Genomic DNA, 18652 nt, shown 5'->3' with positions numbered 1-18652 from the left:
GGCGCAAAGAGTTCTCGGGCGTGCATCGGTTCGAAATGCTTCTTTCGTGGATTCAGGTCGGCGCGACCGCAAGGGCTCAACGCGCGCCGCAAATAAGAAATGAACGATAGTTCGCGTGACAATCCAGCGGCCGCCTCTGACACGGCTGCCAACTCGTCATCGGGCCAATCCGCCGAAGCCAACGGTGACGTGAAGAAACTTGCCGCCGAGGCTCTCGCCGCCGAAGAGGCCGGCCCGCCAGCCGAAGGTGCCGGCGAGCCCGAAGGTCCCATCGTCACCACGATCGGGGCGCCGGCCGAGTCGGCCGTCCACAAGATACCCGAAAAGGTCAAGACGCTGCTGGTTGGCAAACCGCGTGATCTGGCCGATCAATCGGTATTCCAGCACGTCTCGCTCGTGGCGTTCCTGGCCTGGGTCGGACTGGGCGCCGACGGATTATCCAGTTCCTGTTACGGCCCGCCCGAGGCATTTGCGACGCTCAAAGAGCACGCCTTCCTGGCCATCTTCCTGTCGATGATGACGATCCTCACGGTCTTCGTCATCTCGGCCTGCTATCGGCACATCATCGAGGAATTTCCTAGCGGCGGCGGCGGCTACCTGGTGGCCTCGAAGCTGCTCGGTCCGCGCGTGGGAGTTGTTTCGGGCTGCGCACTATTGGTCGACTATGTGCTCACGGTCACGGTGTCGATTGCCGCGGCCGGGGACGCGCTGTTCGGCATCTCGCCCTTCAACCGGTTTCATAGCTGGAAACTCGAAGTCGAGCTCGCCGCGATCGTATTGCTGATCGTCTTGAATCTGCGCGGCATCAAGGAATCGGTTAAATTCCTGCTCCCCATCTTCATCGTATTCCTCATCACGCACGCCTTGCTGATTTTTGGCAGCCTCGGGCTGCACATGAGCGATGGCCTGGCCGTGGTTAATGAGGTGGCCGACGAGGTGCGGGTGAACCTCGACGGAGGCTTAGGCCTCATGGGCATGCTCGCCTTGCTCTTGCGAGCCTATACGATGGGCGCCGGTACCTATACCGGCATCGAGGCTGTCTCGAACAGCATGCCCGTCATGCGCGAGCCGCGCGTCGCAACTGCCAAGCGGACCATGAGCTATATGGCCTTTTCGCTGGCCATCACGGCCGGTGGGTTAATGATCGCTTACCTGCTACTGGGAGTGCGGCATAGCGAAGACCGCACCATGAACCAGATTCTCGCCGAACGTTTCGTCGCCGACGTCGGGCTGGGGGTGGGAGTTTCCGGATCGTCATTCGTATGGGTCACGATCCTGGCCGAGGCGCTGCTTTTGTTTGTCGCTGCCCAAGCCGGCTTTATCGACGGTCCGCGCGTGCTGGCCAACATGGCCCACGACTCCTGGATGCCGCACTGGTTTGCCAACCTCTCCGAGCGCCTGGCCACGCACAACGGTGTCGCCTTGATGGGTATCGCGGCGATCGTTGCGCTTGTATACACCGGCGGCGAGGTCACGGCGCTGGTGATCATGTATTCGATTAACGTGTTCCTGACGTTCTCGCTCTCCATGATCGGCATGGTCCGACATTGGTGGCAATTGCGCCACGAGCATCCCTGGTGGCGTCGCCGTATTGCCCTGTTCCTGTTCGGCGCCGTGATGTGCTTGTCGATTCTATCAGCCACGATCTACGAAAAGTTCGATGTCGGCGGATGGCGCACCCTCACGGTCACCGGACTATTAGTCGGCCTTTGCTTTTGGACGCGCAACCATTACGACACCGTGATCGCCAAGGTGCGACGCCTCGACGAGACGTTGGGACAGCTTTCCGCCCCCCCCAATGCCACCGCCGGAGATGTCGATCCGAAACTGCCGACGGCTGTGATCCTGGTGGGTGGCTATAGCGGGCTGGGCGTACACACGCTGTTGAATGCCGTGCGATTCGCTCCCGGCCATTTCAAGAACATGGTCTTCATCTCCGTGGCGGTGGTCGACTCGGGCAACTTCAAAGGGGCTGCCGCGCTCGAAGACCTGCGTCAGCACACTGAAGACTCCTTGGCCAAGTATGTGGACCTGGCCCGCCGCCTGGGCATGCCGGCCACCAGCTACATGACAATCGGTACCGAACCGGTCCACGAACTCGAGCAGCTTTGCCTGTCAATCGCCAAGCAGTACCCCAAGGTCGTTTTCTTCGCCGGTCAGCTCCTTTTCGAGCAAGACACCTGGTACCACCGGCTGCTGCACAATCAAACCGCGTTTTCTTTGCAGCGGCGCCTGCAATGGGTCGGACTCCCCATGGTCATTCTGCCGACCCGCGTCCGCTGAACGAAAAGGGACGACGATCGTCGTCGGCTGGTGCTCTCCCGCAAGGTGCGCTGGCGATTGACCTACGATCCACTCGGCGCCGCCGTTGCCCACCTCACCTCCGGCCCTTTTTGCGCCCGCAATGCGTCGCGACGGGCCAAAGACTTGAGCGTCGACCTGTCAAACTGCGCAATTCGCGAAATTTACGGCTGAATCTCGGGTGCGAAACTCTACCGATTGCGAAGAAATTTCAGGTTGTAGGGGGCGAAATGCCGACCATACATGGCAAGCCACCGTGTACGCACGCTGGTTGTCGAGTCGGTCTACGGCCGCTGGGCTCGCAAAGGTGATTCGGGCGCACCGCGACTGCCAGCACAACGACCGGCTCCCGGAACAGATTACAGGCTCCAGGCCCCAGGAGGGTCCTGCGCGGATCACCAGTCGCGAACGGCGTCGCCTGACGGCCAGTCGCGCAAGACGTGCAGGAATCTAAAACTATGAAGGCGACGTTTCGGTTTATTGCCGCGATGCTTCTGGCTGGCGCCCTCGCGCCGACAAGCGTGGCATGGGCACAGTCCTATGCAGACGAACAAGCTCCGCCCCGCACGCGACGACCGGTAGCCTACGAAGAGGACTACGGTGATGAGTATGCGCCGGCGCCCCGCCCGGCCCGCCAGCCCGGCGCTAAGCGCCCGCCAGCCCGGACGGCGCCGCGCACCTGGGAGCCCGCCCAGCCCCGACCGGCACCGGGAGATAATCGCTTTGGCGTGCAGCGCGCCGGCTACTCCGATGCGCCCGGCGCCTACTACAACAAGCGACCGACTGGCGGTTCGCAGCGCGCCAGCCGCCCCACGGCCTCACGCGTTGTTTATCAGGCCGACGACCAACCATTCGATCTGCCCGTCAATCCACCACCGGCCGAGGAACCAGCTTACGAGCCCGTGCCGCGCCGCGCGGCGCCGCCCCAATCGCAGTCGAATAGCTTGCCTCCGCCCCGACGCGCGGCCCCCTCAAGCCCGCCGCAGCGCGCCAGCAGTCCGGCCCCGGTAATGGATGGCCAAGACAGCTTCTACGACGACAGTTTTGGATATGAAGGCGGTTTCGAGGATGGCTCCGGCTTCGGCCAGTTCGATGATTTCTCCGGCGATTGCTGCGATCCTTGCGGCGATCCCTGTCGTGGTCCCGTGTACGTTCGTGGTGAATACCTGTTGTGGTGGCTGACCGGCGACAGCTTGCCGCCGCTCGTGACGACCAGCCCCAATTCGACAGCGCCGGCCCTGGCGGGCGTGCTGGGTCAGTCGACGACATCAAACCTTTTCGGCGGCGAAGCCGTGAATAATAACGGCCGCTCCGGAGCACGCATCGCGGCCGGCTGGTGGTTCAGTCCCACCGAGCGTATCGAAGCTGAAGTCTTCGGTCTGGGAGGCCAGACCGCGGGCTACGAAAAAGCTTCGAACGGCGGCATGATTCTCGCTCGTCCGTTCTTTAACCTCTCGACCGGCGCCAACGCCAGCGAGCTACTCTCCTATCCCGGCGAGTTTTCCGGCGGCGTCAACATTCGTGAAACGAGCAATTTCGTCGGGGCCGGCTTGCACTTCATGCGGGCTCTCTCGTACGACGTCTCACCAGCCGGATTCAAACGCCGGTTCGACCTGCTGTACGGCTTTCGCTACCTCGGCCTGTACGAGAATCTGACCGCTGATACCAACGTCTCGGCCGGAGGAGCCTCGCTGTATCAGACCGACGGGTTTAAGACCTCGAACAGCTTCTATGGCGGCAACATCGGCGCGTCGATGGAAGCCAGCCGCGGCCGCTGGACCTTGCTGACCATCGGCCGGCTCGGCTTGGGCGGCACCTCGGAGCGCGTCACGATCTCTGGCAGATCGGTTGCGACGTCAGGCAGTAGCACGCCTGTGACAAGCTCCGGCGGACTGCTGGCCATGCCGACCAACATCGGAACGTACGGCAACGTTGGCTTTGCCGTGGTACCGCAATTGGAAACGAAGTTGACTTTCGTCCTGACGCCGTCGATCCGACTCAATGTTGGTTATGACATCATGTACTGGAGTCGTGTCGCTCGACCGGGTCAGCAAATCAGCCCGTACGTCAATCCCTCGCAATCGCAAGGGAGACCGCTCAGCGGAACACCAGGACCCGTCTTCGGCTTTCGCGAGACATCACTGCTCGTACAAGGCTTGAGCACCGGCCTGGAATTCCGCTTCTAAATCACCGATCACTACGAAATCGGCGCGGCGACGGTGATCGCAACACTGCTGGTGACGCTGCTGCTGACCAGCGAGTCGTTGACCAACAGAGCCAGCGAATCCGAACCTGAATAGCCACTGTTGGGCGTGTAGGTCAGGCCTTCGGCGTCGGCCAGCGTGGCATTGATCGCGGCCAGGGGCGCCGTAACCGTCACCGTGCCCGTACCGTTACCGGTCACTTGGGTTGCGGTGATCCCGCTGCTGATGCCCGTCGACAATGACACGATGCCGTTCGTAACGGACAGCGTGAAGGTCACGTTCGTCGCGTCCGGCAGCGAAGGATCGGTTAGCACGATGTTCGTGATTGCCAGGCTGCTGTTCTCACCCACGGTTTGGGCAGCAGGCGTCGCGATAAACAGCGGTCCAGCGACGAGGGTCGCAACATTGACCGGGCTAGGAGCGTTGCCCGCCAGGTCAGCGACGCTGAGGACTATCGTGTCGTTGCCCGAGAAGGCATCGACGGGCTTGTAGGTCAATCCCGCGGCATCGGCCAGCGTGGCACTGATCGCGTCCAAGGGGGCCATGATCGTCACGCTATCGCTGCCATTCCCTGTAATTTGGCTGGCCGTCAGGCCGCCGCTCACGCTCGTCGACAAATTCAGCGTGCCGCTGGTGGCGGTCAGGGTCAAAGTGACGTCGCTCATGGCTGGAATTCCGGGATCGGCGATCACAACTCCGCTGATGACCTTGCTGCCGTTGATCGTCAGCACTTGCGTATCACTCGGTGCCAGGATCGACAGTGATCCAAAGACGGCCACCGAGACATTCGCAGTCGCTTGGACCCCAATCGTATCGTCGGCCGTGAGGGCTACGGTGTCCGAGCCGGTGAAGCCTTCGTTGGCCGTGTAGCTCACGCCGTTAGCATCGGCGAGCGTGGCCGTAATGGCGGCCAAGGGAGCGGTGATCGTAATGTTCCCGGTGCCGTTGCCGATAATCTGACCGGCGGTAATGCCACCGTTAACCGCGGTCGAGACGGAAATCGTGCCGTTGGTCGTGGCGAACGTCAGCGTCACGGGGCTGGTTGCCGGCAAATTCGGGTCGCCGAGCACGATGTTGCTAATCCCCTTGCTGCCCACGGCCGGCGCGGACAGCGTATCCGCTGGCGCCGAGAGAGAAACCGGCCCGACAACTGCCAGGGCGACGTCGACCGTGACATCGTGCGCCAGTGCATCCGTGCCATTCAGGGCCAATGTATCAGGTCCGGCATAACCGGTGGTCGGCGTGTAAGTCAGGCCGGCCGGGTCCGCCAGCGTGGCGTTGATCGCGGCCACCGGTGCCGTGATCGTCACGGTGCCGCTGCCGTTGTCCGTCACCTGACCAGCCGTTAATCCGTTCGTGACCGTCGTCGACAAATCCAGCTTGCCATTCGTCACGGTTAACTTCAGCGTCACGTTGCCCGACTGCAACGACGGATCACCCAAAACCACATCGCTGATTACCTTGCTGCTATTCGCGGCCAGCGTTTGCGTATCCACAGGCACTTTGATGGCCAGCGGATCCGCGACAATCATCGCGACACTCGCGGTTGTTGCGTTACCCACCACGTCCGTCGCCGTCAGCGACAGGGCATCGGCTCCGCCAAATTCAGTGTTTGGCGTGTAAGTCAGGCCATTCGCGTCATGCAATGTCGCGTTGATCGCGGCCAAGGGGGCCGTGATCGTCACGCTGCCTGTGCCGTTAGTCGACACCTGAGCCGCGGTCAGACCACCGTTGACCGCCGTCGACAAGGCAATCGTGCCGTTGGTCACACCGAGCGTCAGTGTGACGTTGCTCGTTGCCGGCAACGAAGGATCGGCCAGCGAGATGCCACTTAGCACCTGGGCGACGTTCGTTGTGACCGACAGCGTGTTGCTCGGAGCGTTGATCGCCACCGGACCGGCTATTGCCAACGTCACATTGGTGGTCACGTTATGCGACAACGAGTCCGTGGCCGTGAAGACCAGAGTGTCGGCTCCCGCGAAACCATGATTGGCGGCGTACGTCAGACCATTTGCGTCGGCCAACGTCGCATTGATAGCAGCTAGAGGAGCCGTGATCGACACGCTGCCTGTGCCATTGCCGGTTATTTGCCCTGCCGTTAGACCGCTGGTTACCGCCGTCGACAAGTTCACGATGCCATTGGTCGCAGTCAGTGTCAGCGTGACATCGCTTGCCGCAGGCAATGTCGGATCAGTCAGCGACACGCCACTGATGACCTTGCTGCCGTTGATGGCCAGCAATTGCGTGTCGGTCGGGGCCGTGATCGACAGCGGCGCTACAACATTGAGTGCGACATTTTTGCTGATCGTATTCCCGAACAGATCCGTGCCGGTCAGCACCAGCGTATCGGGCCCGGTGAAGTCCGCATTTGCCGTGTAAGTCAAACCAGCGGGGTCCCCGAGCGTCGCACTAATGGCAGCCAACGGGGCCGTGACCGTCACAAAGCCGGACCCATTATTGCTGATTTGATCCGCCGTGAGGCCGCCGGTCACTGCGGTCGACAGGGCCACCGTGCCATTGTTGACGTTCAGTGTTAGCGTGACATTGCTGGTCGCTGGTAGCGATGGATCGCTCAGCGAGATACCGCTCACCACCAGGCTGCCCCCCTGCGGTACCACGAGTTCGTCTGTCGGCACCGTCATCGACAGCGGCCCAGCCACCTGGATCGCGACGTTAGTAGTGCCGCTGCTGTTGCTCAGCGAGTCGGTAGCGGACAGGGCCAGGGTATCGTCACCGACGTAACCCGTGTTCGGCTTATAAGTCAGCCCACTGATAGCGGCGAGCGTCGTGTTGATCGCTGCCAAGGGAGCCGTGATTATCACACTGCCCGTGCCATTGGTCGTACCCGTGACTTGCGATGCGGTGATGCCGCCGCTGACAGTGGTCGACAACAAGATGGTGCCGTTCGTCGCAGTGAGTACCAGCGTGACCGTTCCACTGCTGGACAACGACGGATCGGAGACCACGATGCCACTCACAGCCTTAGTGCTATTGATGGCCACCAACTGCGTGTCGGAAGGGGCTGCGATCGACAGCGCCCCGGTAACGTTGATCGTGATCGTCGCGGTGTTAGTGTTCGACAGCGAATCCGTAGCCGTTAGGCCGATCGAATCGGCGCCGCTGTAGCCGCTCGTCGGGGCGTAGGTCAGACCAGCCGCATCAGCCAGCGTGGCATTGATCGCGGCCAAGGGGGCGATAATCGTCACAGCGCCCGTACCGTTACCGGTAACTTGCGCGGTCGTGATACCACCGGTCACAGCGGTGGACAGCGTCACCGTGCCGTGGGTCGCGGTCAAATTCACCGTGACATTTCCCGTTGCCGGGAAAGAAGGATCCGCCAGCAGGACGCCACTCACAACCTTGCTGCCGTTGACCGCGACGGATTGCGTATCGCTGGGGGCAGTAATCGCGAGCGGACCCGCGACCGTGACCGTGATGCTGGCCGTATTCGTGTTTCCAAACGTATCGTTGGCGGCAAATGCCACCGTATCTGTGCCGGCAAATCCGCTGGTGGGTGTATACGTCGCCCCGTTCGCGGCAGTCAGCGTGGCACTGATCGCGGCCAAAGGAGCCGTGATCGTAACGCTGCCGGTGCCGTTGCCGGTAATCTGCGAGGTGGTCAGACCATTCGTGACCGTCGTTGACAATGTGACGGTGCCATGCGCGGCTGAAACCACAACCGTCACATTGCTGGTTGTGGGCAGCGACGGATCGGCGTAGGCAATGCCTGAGAGCACCAGAGGGCTGTTGACGGCGACCGACTGGGCATTGGTCCCCAGCGTGCTCGACAGCGGACCAGCGACGGTGATCGAGACGCTCGCCGTGGCGCTCGTGCTCAAAGTATCGCTGGCCGAGAGGGCCAACGTGTCCCCGCCCACAAAACCACTGGTGGGCGTATAGGTCAGGCCGGCCGCGTCGGCTAGCGTGGCGTTGATCGCAGCCAAGGAAGCCGTGACGGTTACGCTGCCCGAGCTGTTGTTCGTGACCTGAGACGTCGTGACGCCGCCCGTGACCGAGGTCGACAGGGCGACCGTTCCGTGGGTAGCGGTCAAGGTCAGCGTGACAGTGCCGGTCGAAGTGAGCGCCGGGTCCGCGATCGTGACACCAGTTATCACCTTGGGCGTGTTGATCCCCACCGACTGCGAGGTGCTCGGAGCGGCAATCGACAGCTTGGCAGTTGCCGAAACCGTGACCGTCGCCGTGCCGTGATTGCCCGCCACGTCGGTGCTCGACAGACCCAGCGTGTCGGTTCCGGTAAAGCCGCTGTTGGCCGTGTAAGTCAAACCACTCGCACCGGCTAGCGTGGCATTGATCGCGGCCAAGGGGGCCGTGATCGTCACGCTGGCGGTGCCATTACCGGTTACTTGCGTGGACGTAATACCGCCACTGATGGCCGTCGAAAGAGCGACGGTGCCATTCGAGGCCGTCAAGGTCAACGTGACATTGCTGGTCGAGGGAAGCGCTGGATCGGCGATCGAGACACCGGTGATAACGGCGCTACCACTCGCTGCCGACTGCGTGCCCGAAGGTGCGGTAATCGCGAGCGGACCGACGATCGACACCGGCACAGTTTTGGTCGTGGTCTGCGCGACGCCGGACGCCGTATTGGCCAGGTCACTGAGGGTGATGCCCAACGTGTCAGTGCCGGTGAATCCGCTGGTCGGCGTGAAGGTCACACCCGCGGTCGCCGCCAACGTGGCATTAATCGCGGCGAGCGGCGCGTTGATCGTGACGTTCGCCGTGCCATTGTTCGTGATCTGAGCGGCGGTGATCCCGCCACTGACGCTGGTCGACAAGTTAATGGTTCCATGCGCGGCGGCCAGGTTCAGCTGGACGTTGCCGCTGGCATTGGTCAACGCGCTATCTGCTATCGACAGCCCAGTGACATTCGATGTAGACCCGGTCGGCACGATGGCCGAACTGCTGGCACTAGTAATGACCGGCGCGGCGATGACATGCAGCGCCACGCTGGCGTTACCGGTTTGCTGCGTGCCCGTGGTCGTGTTACCCAAGTCATTGACCGTGACGCCAAGCGTATCGTTTCCGTTGAAGGTCGACGTGGGTGTGTAGGTCAGACCGTTCGGGTCGGCCAGCATGGCATTAATCGCCGATAGCGGAGCCGTGATGGTAACCGTCGTGGTGCCCGATCCCGTCACCTGCGAGGTGGTCACGCCACCGGAGACCGTCGTCGAAACGGCGAGCGTACCACTGGCGACCGACAAGGTGACGGTTACATTGCTGCTGGACGACGAGAGTGCAGAATCGCTCACCGACAGCCCCGTGACGACCTTCGATCCGGCTTGATTCAGATTGAAGGCCGCGGTTACCACATTGACAACCGGTGCCGGCACCTGGCCCGAGATGCCAACAGGCGCCGTGGTCGAGACGCCGGCATCGGCATAGGACTTGGCAATGTAATTCACCAGCGTCTGCACCGGCGTGGGCGAGGTATTCAAGAACATGTCGAGCGTGACGAAGTGAGGATCGAGCGCGTCCTCGGCAAAGTTGTAGCCCGTACCCGCCGCGCCGGCGGCGATCGTGATCGAGGAGATCACGTCTTTGCCCTGCAGCGTTCCCGACAGGCTGCCCACCGTGGCGGCGCCATCGACCAGGTCAGCAGGCGCGATCTTCGTCAGGGTGTAAGTGCCAGCCGGCAACGAATTGAATTGGAACGATCCGTTGCTGGCGGTCTTTATAGCCAGAGGTCCAATCGCGTTGTTCTGCGAGTCCGTCCCCTGCAGGATCAGAATGACGCCGCCCAGCCCGGACTCGCTCGCATCGAGCTGACCGTTGAGATTGCCATCCAGGTAGACCATGCCCGAAATACTTGAATTGCTTGCCCCCAACACAGTCAACGTGAGACTCTGCGTGGCGGTGTTCGAGAACGGATCGCTACCCGAAATGCTCAGCGCGTCCGAACCGCTGAAGCCAGTCGTTGGGGTGTAGGTCAGCCCGGTCGCAGCAGCGAGCGTAGCGACGATCGCGGCCAAGGGTCCGGTGATCGTGACACTGGCCGTGCCATTGCCCGTAATCTGACTGCTGGTCAAACCATTCGTGACCGTGGTCGACAGCGTGATGACGCCGTGTGTCACGGCCAGCGTTAGCGTAACGTTGCTGGTTGTCGGTAGCGACGGATCGGCAACCGATAGTCCCGTGATCGCCAGCGGCGTGTTCAGCTTGACGGTCGGCGTTGCCGGGATCGTAACCGACAGCGGCCCCACGACGGCCAACGACACACTCGCCGTGTTCGTGTTGCTGACCGGATCGGTAGCCGTAAGGCTTACAGAGTCCGAGCCGGCGAATCCGCTGATGGCCTTGTAAACCAGGCCGTTCGCCGCGGCTAGCGTCGCATTGATCGCCGCCAACGGAGCGGTAATCGTCAGGTTGCTGGTGCCATTGCCCGAAATCTGCGCCGCGGTCAGGCCGCCGGTGACATTGGTCAATAGCGTGAGGGTGCCATGAGCGGCCGAAAGGTTCACCGTCACATTGCTCGTCGAGGGCAGTGAACTATCGGTGAGCGAAATCCCGGTGATCGAGGAGTTGGCAGAGCTTCCGATCGTCGACGTGCCGGAGGGAACGGTCACTGTTACCGGTCCAATCGCCGTCGCCGAGAAGCTGGCCGTGTTGCTGTTGTTATGCGTGTCGTTGGCCGACAGACCAATCGTATCGGTGCCGTTGAACCCGGTGGTCGGCGCGTAGGTCAGTCCGGCCGCCGCCGCCAGCGTAGCGTTAATGGCAGCCAAGGGTGCCGTGATCGTGACGTTGCTGGTGCCATTGCCCGTGATTTGGCCCGCCGTGAGTCCACTGGTGATGCTGGTCGAGAGCGTCAGCGTGCCATGGCCAGCATTCAAAACGAGCGTAACGTTGTCCGTCGACGACAGGCCCGGATCGGTTACCGAAATCGAGGTGATAGCGACCGAGCCATTGGTCTTGAGCGTCGGCGGCGTCGAGGGGACGTTGATCGTCACCGGCCCAAAGACCGAGAGCGGCGTGTTGGTCGGAGTTGCCGTGTTGCCCGCGTCGTCGTGAGCTTGAATCTTGAGTGTGTCGGCTCCAGCAGTCGTGCCCGCGTAGGTCAGCCCATTGGCCGCCGCCAGCGTGGCGTTGATCGCGGCCAGCGGAGCCGTGATCGTAACACTACCGGTGCCGTTGCCAGTAATCTGCGAGGCGGTGAGGCCGCCGCTGATCGACGTGGATAGTGCCACGGTCCCCAGCGTCGTTGTGAGCGTCACGGTGACGTTGCTGGTGGTCGGCAACGACGGGTCGGCAAGTGTGGCGCCGGTGATCGCCACACTCGATCCGGTCGTCAGCGTCTGCGACGTGGGGGCGGTAATCGAGAGTGGGCCGACAATCGTGACCGCTGTGCTGGCCGAGGCCTGACTCTCGAGCGTATCGGACGCCGCGAACGTGACCGTGTCCGCACCACCGGCCGTCGACGTGTACGTCAGGCCGTTGGCCGCCGCGAGCGTGGCATTGATCGCGGCCAAGGTCCCCGTGACCGTCACGGTGCCGGTACCGTTGCCAGTCACTTGGCTGGTCGTCAGACCTCCTGAAACAGCAGTCGAAAGCAAAATATTGCCGTTGGTCGCCGTCAGATTTACGGTGACAGTCCCACTGGCCGACAGCGCCGGATCCGTGATCGAAACGCCCGTCAGCGCCAGCGCAGTGCTCGCCGTTCCTAGTTGCGAAGCCGGCGCGTTGACCGCCAGTCCTACGGCGATCGAAGCACTTCCCGTGGCCGTATTGTCCGCCGGATCGCTGACCGTCATGGCGATGGCATCCGAGCCGTTGAAGCTCGCAGTCGAAACGTAGGTCAGCCCGCTCGCATTGGCTAAGGTGTTGTTGATGGCATTCACGGGTGCGGTGATGGTCACGCTGCTGGTGCCATTGCCCGAAATTTGGCCGTCTACCAAGCCCAACGAAACTGCGGTCGAAAAAGTCAACGAACCATGGGCAACACTAAACGTCATCGTCACGGCGGACTGGCTTGAGAGGCCAGGATCGCTTAACGAAATTCCGGATATGGACGCCGAGCCACCGCTTATCGCGGTTTGAGTCTGCGGCGTAGTCAGAGTGATCGGCCCGATCACGACGTACGAAATCGATGTTGATGGGCTGTTCGCAGCGGTGTCGCTGGCCGTGATTGCAACCGTGTCGTCACCGCTGAAGCCGGTGTGAGGCGTGTAGGTCAGGCCGTTGGCATCCGCCAGCGTGGCGTTGATCGCGGCCAGCGGCGCGATGATGGTAACGCTACCGGTACCATTCGTCGTGATCTGGGCCGCGGTCAGGCCGGCCGTGACCGCCGTGCTGAGATTGATGATTCCGTTCTGCACGGCGAACGTCAGCGTGACGTTATCGGTTGCCGGCAATCCGGTGTCGTCGAGAGAAACGCCCGTGATATGCTGCACGGTGTTGGCCTGCACCAGGCCATTCGTGGGACCGTTAATGGACAACGGACCGATCACGCTAACACCAACCGTGCTGGTGCCGCTGCTGGTCAACTGATCGTTGGCCGTGATCGTGATGGTATCCGGACCGTCGTAGTCGTTCGCCGAGCGATAGAGCAGGCCACCGGTGCCCGCGAGCGTGGCGTTGACCTGCGCCAAGGTTCCGGCGATCGTGACAGTCGCCGTGTTATTGCCCGTGATGCCCGAGCTAGATACGCCGCCGGTTATCGTCGAGCCGACCTTAATCGTGCCGTGCGTGGCGGCAATCGTCAGCGTAATCGTATCGGTCGAGGGGAGTGCCGCATCGGTGATCGAAACGCCGGTGATCGCGAAATTGGTCCCCGACGGTGCCTTGATCGTCGTCGGAGCCGTGATCGACAGTCCGACGGTAACGGTGAAGTCGTTGTCGGTCGAATTGCTCCCATCCGAGGCATGCAGTTGCACGGTGTCCGTGCCACTGAATGACGAAGTCGGCGCGTAGGTGACGCCGTTGGCGTCGGCCAGCGTGGCATTGATCTGGGCCTGCGTCGCGTTGACACTGACAGTGCCAGTGCCATTACCCGTGACTTCGGCGCTCGTGATGCCGTTCGGAATATTTGTCGCCAGCGTAATCGTGCCGCTTTGAGGCTTGAACGTGAACGCCACATTGTTAGCAGCGGGTAGGGCGGGGTCCGAGATCGATAGTCCCGCAATCGCTAGTCCGGCACCCATCGCGGTCGCAAGCGACGACGACGGCACATTGATCAGAATACTGGACAAGACCGCCAGGGAAACAGAGTTGGTATTCGTGTTGCCAGCCGAATCACTGGCGGTGATCGATAAGCTGTCCGATCCACCAAAGCTGGCAGACGGCGTGTAAGTAATGCCGCTCGTGGCTGCCAAGGTGGCGTTGATCGCGGCCAAGGGAGCAGTGATCGTCACGCTGCCGGTGCCATTACCAGTTACCTGCGAACTGGTAATTCCGGCGGTCGTGCTTGTCGAGAAGTTGATCGTGCCGTGAGCCACCGCGAACGTCGCCGTGACATTGCTCGTCGTCGACAAACCAGGGTCAGTGATCGACAACCCCGTCACACCCAACGAGCTGCCAGCCGTGACCTGTTGTGTGGTGCCGTCAGTCTGTACCGTGATCGGTCCGGCGACGGTCAACGTAAAATCTTGCGCGTCGCGCAGACCACTACTCGAATCGTCGGCGTGCGCCACCAGATTCAACGTTCCGGTGAAGCCCGCCTTGGGCGTTAACGTCACCGTCGCCGTGTTGCCCGTGCCGGGCGCGATCGTCACGGTGACATTCGCCGGCGTGGCATAGGGAGCCTGCCCGAACGGGTTCTGGTCGCCGATGTTGAAGGTTGCGGTGCCACCGTTAGTGTCACTGGCCGTGATCTGGAACGTAATCGCCTTGCCGGCTTGCGTGGTCAGATTGCTGACGGCTCCCAGCAGGACCTGTGGTTCCTGGGTCGGCGGCGCCGGCGCGATCACGTTGACATTAAATGTCTGCTGCGCCGAAGTACTGTCCGACCCCGCTCCCGTGACCGTGATCGTGGCATTGCCAGTGAACCCAGGCGCTTCCGAGATTTGCAGCACGCCGTTTTGTGTGTCGTTCTGTACGATCGAGGCCGAAGTGATCGTGACCGGAGTATTGGCGATGTTCACGCCACTACTCGAATGCGTCTGAACGTTGAGAATCTTATTGTAGATATCCTGCCCTTTGAGCAACTGCCCGAAGATCGTGTAACCGAAATTCAGCGCCTGCGGCTCGGCCGACAAAGGCTGGGTCGGGCCCGTAAGGAAGAATTCGCTCGAAGCAACGTGGGCGCTGGTGGCCGCCATCGCCAGCAGGCCCGGCGAATTAAATGCGATGTTGGCGTTGTACTCGTTGGGCACCGTCGCCACGCTGGGCGGGTTCGATTCTTCGCTAATGCCGCCCTGAATCAATTGGAACGAGCTCGAGGTCTCCATGCGGTAGAAGGACGAGTTCGTATAAACGCCGTTGTTCACATTGGCGATGATCGCGGCGACCGTCTGCGGCGCGAGATTCTCGAACAACTGGAAGACCAACTGGCCGCTAAAGCTTGCGCCGGTCGAGTCAGTCCCGGTGACGTTCATAATCAGCTCGGGATTGCCCGTCAGCACGCTCACCTGCACGTTGGGATTGCTGCTGGTGGCCGAGTAGGTAATCGTATTTCCGGTATCGCTACCCACCAGCGGGACGTACAGGTCCTTGCCCGACGGCGTGTTGTACGCCGAGTTGGGGTCAGGCCCCGTGATGGGATTGACCGTGACGGTCAGCAGTTGGCGTTGCTCGAGAGGCTCGAAGTGCAGGCCGCGCACCGACAGCGACAACCGGCGCGGAGCGCTCCGCTTCTTGTTTCTCTTGGCCCGTTTACCGCCAAAGCCGAAGAAACCCATGAACTAGCCTCTCTCTGTTGCGACTCGAAGGAGCACAGACGCGGCGAATTGGTGCCTACGTTCCGCCCTACAAGCCTCTGAAAAAAAATCAAGGAGCTACTGCCAACGAATCCGCTTGATAAAGCCGCGCGTCATTTGCGGAAGCGGTCGGCCGGACGCAATTGTCCGGTGCCAGTGCCGAAAACCCTCTCGGCCCTGGCATAGCTGCCCAGGTAAGGCGTTCCGGCCGTAGCCGGTAGACCCCGATCCTCTCGACCTGCGACTGCCGAATCTTCATCGCCAAGTTGCAAAAGCAAATGTTGCGCCGGCTTGTGGCGCGACCGAGGACGCCCTGTTCCCAGGCGCCACGACCGCGATTACTGTTCCGTGTCGAGAAGAGTAATTCATGCTAACCAGACGTTGCACGGGCGTCTATTGTTCAGTCACTAACGCCCGAAAAAAACCGCCGTTCAGTCGAATCTGCCCGGGTTGCAAGGCGTTTCGCCCGACTCGACGCCAGAAAAAATCGGGCAGCCGAGGGGACGGAACTCGCCACCCCGCAAGGATGTTGCGATTCGGCATCATTCCCGATGCCAGTTCGCGACAGGCGCCGGCGTGAACCCGACGGCATAAGCCGACCGACAATTACTTTTTCATCGCCTACCAGCCGGCGGGGAGGTCAATCGTGACCAGGAGCGACGTCGGATTGTTAGAAATATGTTCGATGCGAAACGGGCGGCGATCGAACAAAGCGGGCATGGGGTAAATGTCCCACCCAGTTCCGCTGCGACGAGCAAGTCACCGGCGCTGGCAAATACGGACAACTTCAGCTCGTGATCTGTTTCACGGCGTCTCCTGCCAGGCGTGCCAACCGCCCGTGGCCTGAACTGAGCGTCCGCAACGGCGCGAGAGCCGCACTGGCCGCAGGGCCGATCTGCCCGAGCGCCCATGCGGCCCGCTCGCGCACGGCACCTTCACGGTGACGCTCAAGCGCCTCGACTAGCGCCGCCACGGCCGGCGCCGCGTCGGCGTGCAGTCGCCCCAACAGCGTGGCAGCCCAGTAGGCGACATCCAATTCCGTCCGTTTGAGGAGCGCTATGAGCGCTGGCACATCGGTCGCTTGGGGCGCGCCCAGTCCCTCGAGCGCCGCGGTCACCCATTCGCGCATCGATTCGTCGGCAGCGCAAGCTTCAACCAATGGCACGGCCGCCTTTTGCGCATCTTCACCCAACTGCGCCAGTTGTTGGGCCGCGGCTGCCTGGGCCTTCGTGTCTTTCGAACGCAGGGCACCGATCATTGCCGCCAGGTCCGCCGTCATGAATCACCTCTGCAGGTAATGAATTCCCGCGAAAAAGGTTCGTAGCATTGCGAAGCCATCCCGCCCGCCCCCCCCAGCTTCCAGCAATTCCGATAGGCTAGCACGGGAAAGAATATATTTCGCATACTGGTTCGTGCCGATACATCTTTCAGAATCGATAAGATCAACGCCGGCGTCGACACGTGCGGCGCCGGTCGAGGCGTCAGCATACTGCAAGGAACTTCGCAGCGGAAAGTCGGGTTATGGATATCCGAAACTGGCGAGTGCGAACGACGCTTTTGTGGGCGGTCATCGCACTGATTTTTGCGCTATGGGAATTCACGATTCCCGCGCTCGACGACAGCGACGACTCGCCTGAGCATTCTCTCAATCGGCCGCGCATCGCGACCCGCCTGCGCACGGGCGATACCTTGCGTCGTTAATCGGGTAGCACCGATTCGCGTCCGCACCGGCGATTTCTTCGAATCGCGTTCTGTCACTTTGCCAAGAGTCGCCGCCGCTTCGTGGGCATCGATCGCGGCCTGGTTTCGCGCGGCCGCGCTTCGTCTTGCTACAATGCCCCCCAGACTGCCGCGGCTTCGACCCTTCGCGCCCTTTGCCACGTGACATCAAACGACATTCCTTCCGACGCGAACACCCCACCCGCCGCGGGCGCGCAGCCCCAGCGGCGGTTGTCGCTGTTCGATACCACGTCGATGATCGTCGGCATCATCATCGGCTCAGGGCTGTACGAAACCACGCCTGTCATTGCGGGCAATGTGCCGAGTGCCGTGTGGTTGATCCTGGGTTGGCTGCTGGGAGCCCTGTTTTCGCTCGTGGGCTCACTGTGCTATGCCGAATTGGCCACAACCTATCCGGCCGACGGCGGTGACTATGTCTATCTCACGCGTGCCTTCGGCCGGGCGTTGGGCTTCCTCTTCGCCTGGGCCCAACTGTGGGTGATTCGCCCCGGCTCGATCGGCGCCATGACCTATGTCTTCGGACGGTATGCCACGCAGCTGGTTTCGCTGGGGCCCTATTCGTTCACGATCTATGCCGCCGGTGCGGTGCTTGTCATCAGCGGCATCAATATTCTCGGCGTCCGTGAAGGAAAATGGACGCAGAACGCGCTAACCTCGGCCAAACTGCTGGGATTATCGATCGTCATGATCGTCGGCTTGACGTGCCGCGCTCCGCTCGAACAGGCGCCACCGGCTCTCGAAGAAGCGCCCAATTACAACGTGGGCCTGGCGTTGATCCTGGTCGTCTTCACCTACGGAGGCTGGAACGATATTGCCTACGCCGCGGCCGAGGTTCGCAATCCCGAACGGAATATCCTGCGAGCGTTACTGCTGGGCGTGTTCGCCGTGGCCACGATTTATGTGGGAGTGAACCTGGCCTTCGTTCACGCGCTAGGCCTGCAGGGATTCGCCGCCAGTCGCGCCGTGGCCGGTGACGTCGCGGCATTGGGACTGGGAGATTGGGGGCGGCGAGGGATTGCAATATTGATTTGCATTTCCACTCTGGGAGCCATCAACGGCATGATTTTCACCGGGGCGCGGATTTATTACGCGATGGGGCGCGATCATTCGCTATTTGCGCTGGTCGGTCGCTGGAGTTCGCGTTTCGGCACGCCCGCCTGGTCACTGGTGATTCAAGCGGCTTGCACCTTGCTGGCCGTCGTCGGCTTCGGTGTCATAGGTAGCGAAACCCAAGGGGGCGGCTTCCAGCGGTTGATCGATTTTACGACACCCGTCTTCTGGTCTTTTCTGCTGCTTACCGGGCTTTCGGTAATCGTGCTGCGAGAGCGCGATCCGGAACGTACCCGGCCGTTTGGAGTGCCGTGGTATCCGCTGTTGCCGGCCGTATTCTGCACGGGCGCGGCCGGTATCGTGTTCGCCGGCGTGCTGCACGCCATCGAGGCTCGCTCCTGGGCCGCGCTGTGGGCCGCTGGACTAATGGCCCCGGGCGTGGTGTTGGCGTTCATCTCGCGCGACGGCCGATAACGCCTGCACCTT

6 protein-coding genes are annotated in these 18652 nt (G+C 61.8%); 4 read left to right on the top strand and 2 right to left on the bottom strand.

All coding sequences use genetic code 11. From position 1 onward, the window contains the following. Positions 1–99 precede the first annotated feature (99 nt). On the top strand, positions 100–2283 hold the full coding sequence (locus VGN12_21955) for an APC family permease (GenBank protein ID HEY4312129.1): 2184 nt from the start codon (positions 100–102) through the stop codon (positions 2281–2283). Positions 2284–2759: 476 nt separating this feature from the next. After that, positions 2760–4487, top strand: a complete 1728-nt coding sequence (locus VGN12_21950; protein HEY4312128.1) for a BBP7 family outer membrane beta-barrel protein — start codon at positions 2760–2762, stop codon at positions 4485–4487. Between the two features lie 11 nt (positions 4488–4498). On the opposite strand, the gene VGN12_21945 is transcribed toward VGN12_21950, so the two are convergent. Together VGN12_21945 and VGN12_21940 are read right to left on the bottom strand one after the other, a co-directional pair. Next, complete coding sequence (locus VGN12_21945; protein HEY4312127.1) at positions 4499–15358, bottom strand: peptidylprolyl isomerase; 10860 nt, start codon at positions 15356–15358, stop codon at positions 4499–4501. An 805-nt stretch (positions 15359–16163) separates the two neighbouring features. Further along, positions 16164–16655, bottom strand: coding sequence for a HEAT repeat domain-containing protein (locus tag VGN12_21940; protein HEY4312126.1), 492 nt, complete (start codon positions 16653–16655; stop codon positions 16164–16166). A 242-nt stretch (positions 16656–16897) separates the two neighbouring features. On the opposite strand from VGN12_21940, the gene VGN12_21935 reads away from it, so the two are divergent. Then, positions 16898–17077 carry a hypothetical protein gene (locus VGN12_21935; protein ID HEY4312125.1) on the top strand — a complete coding sequence of 60 codons (180 nt, stop codon included), beginning with the start codon at positions 16898–16900 and terminating at the stop codon, positions 17075–17077. Between the two features lie 180 nt (positions 17078–17257). Next, the gene (locus VGN12_21930; protein HEY4312124.1) at positions 17258–18640 is read left to right on the top strand and encodes an amino acid permease; all 1383 of its coding nucleotides are present in this window, start codon (positions 17258–17260) and stop codon (positions 18638–18640) included. Positions 18641–18652: the final 12 nt, after the last annotated feature.

This window comes from Pirellulales bacterium, from assembly GCA_036499395.1.
Taxonomy (GTDB): domain Bacteria; phylum Planctomycetota; class Planctomycetia; order Pirellulales; family JACPPG01; genus JACPPG01.
This window is presented reverse-complemented; position numbering and strand designations above follow the sequence as displayed.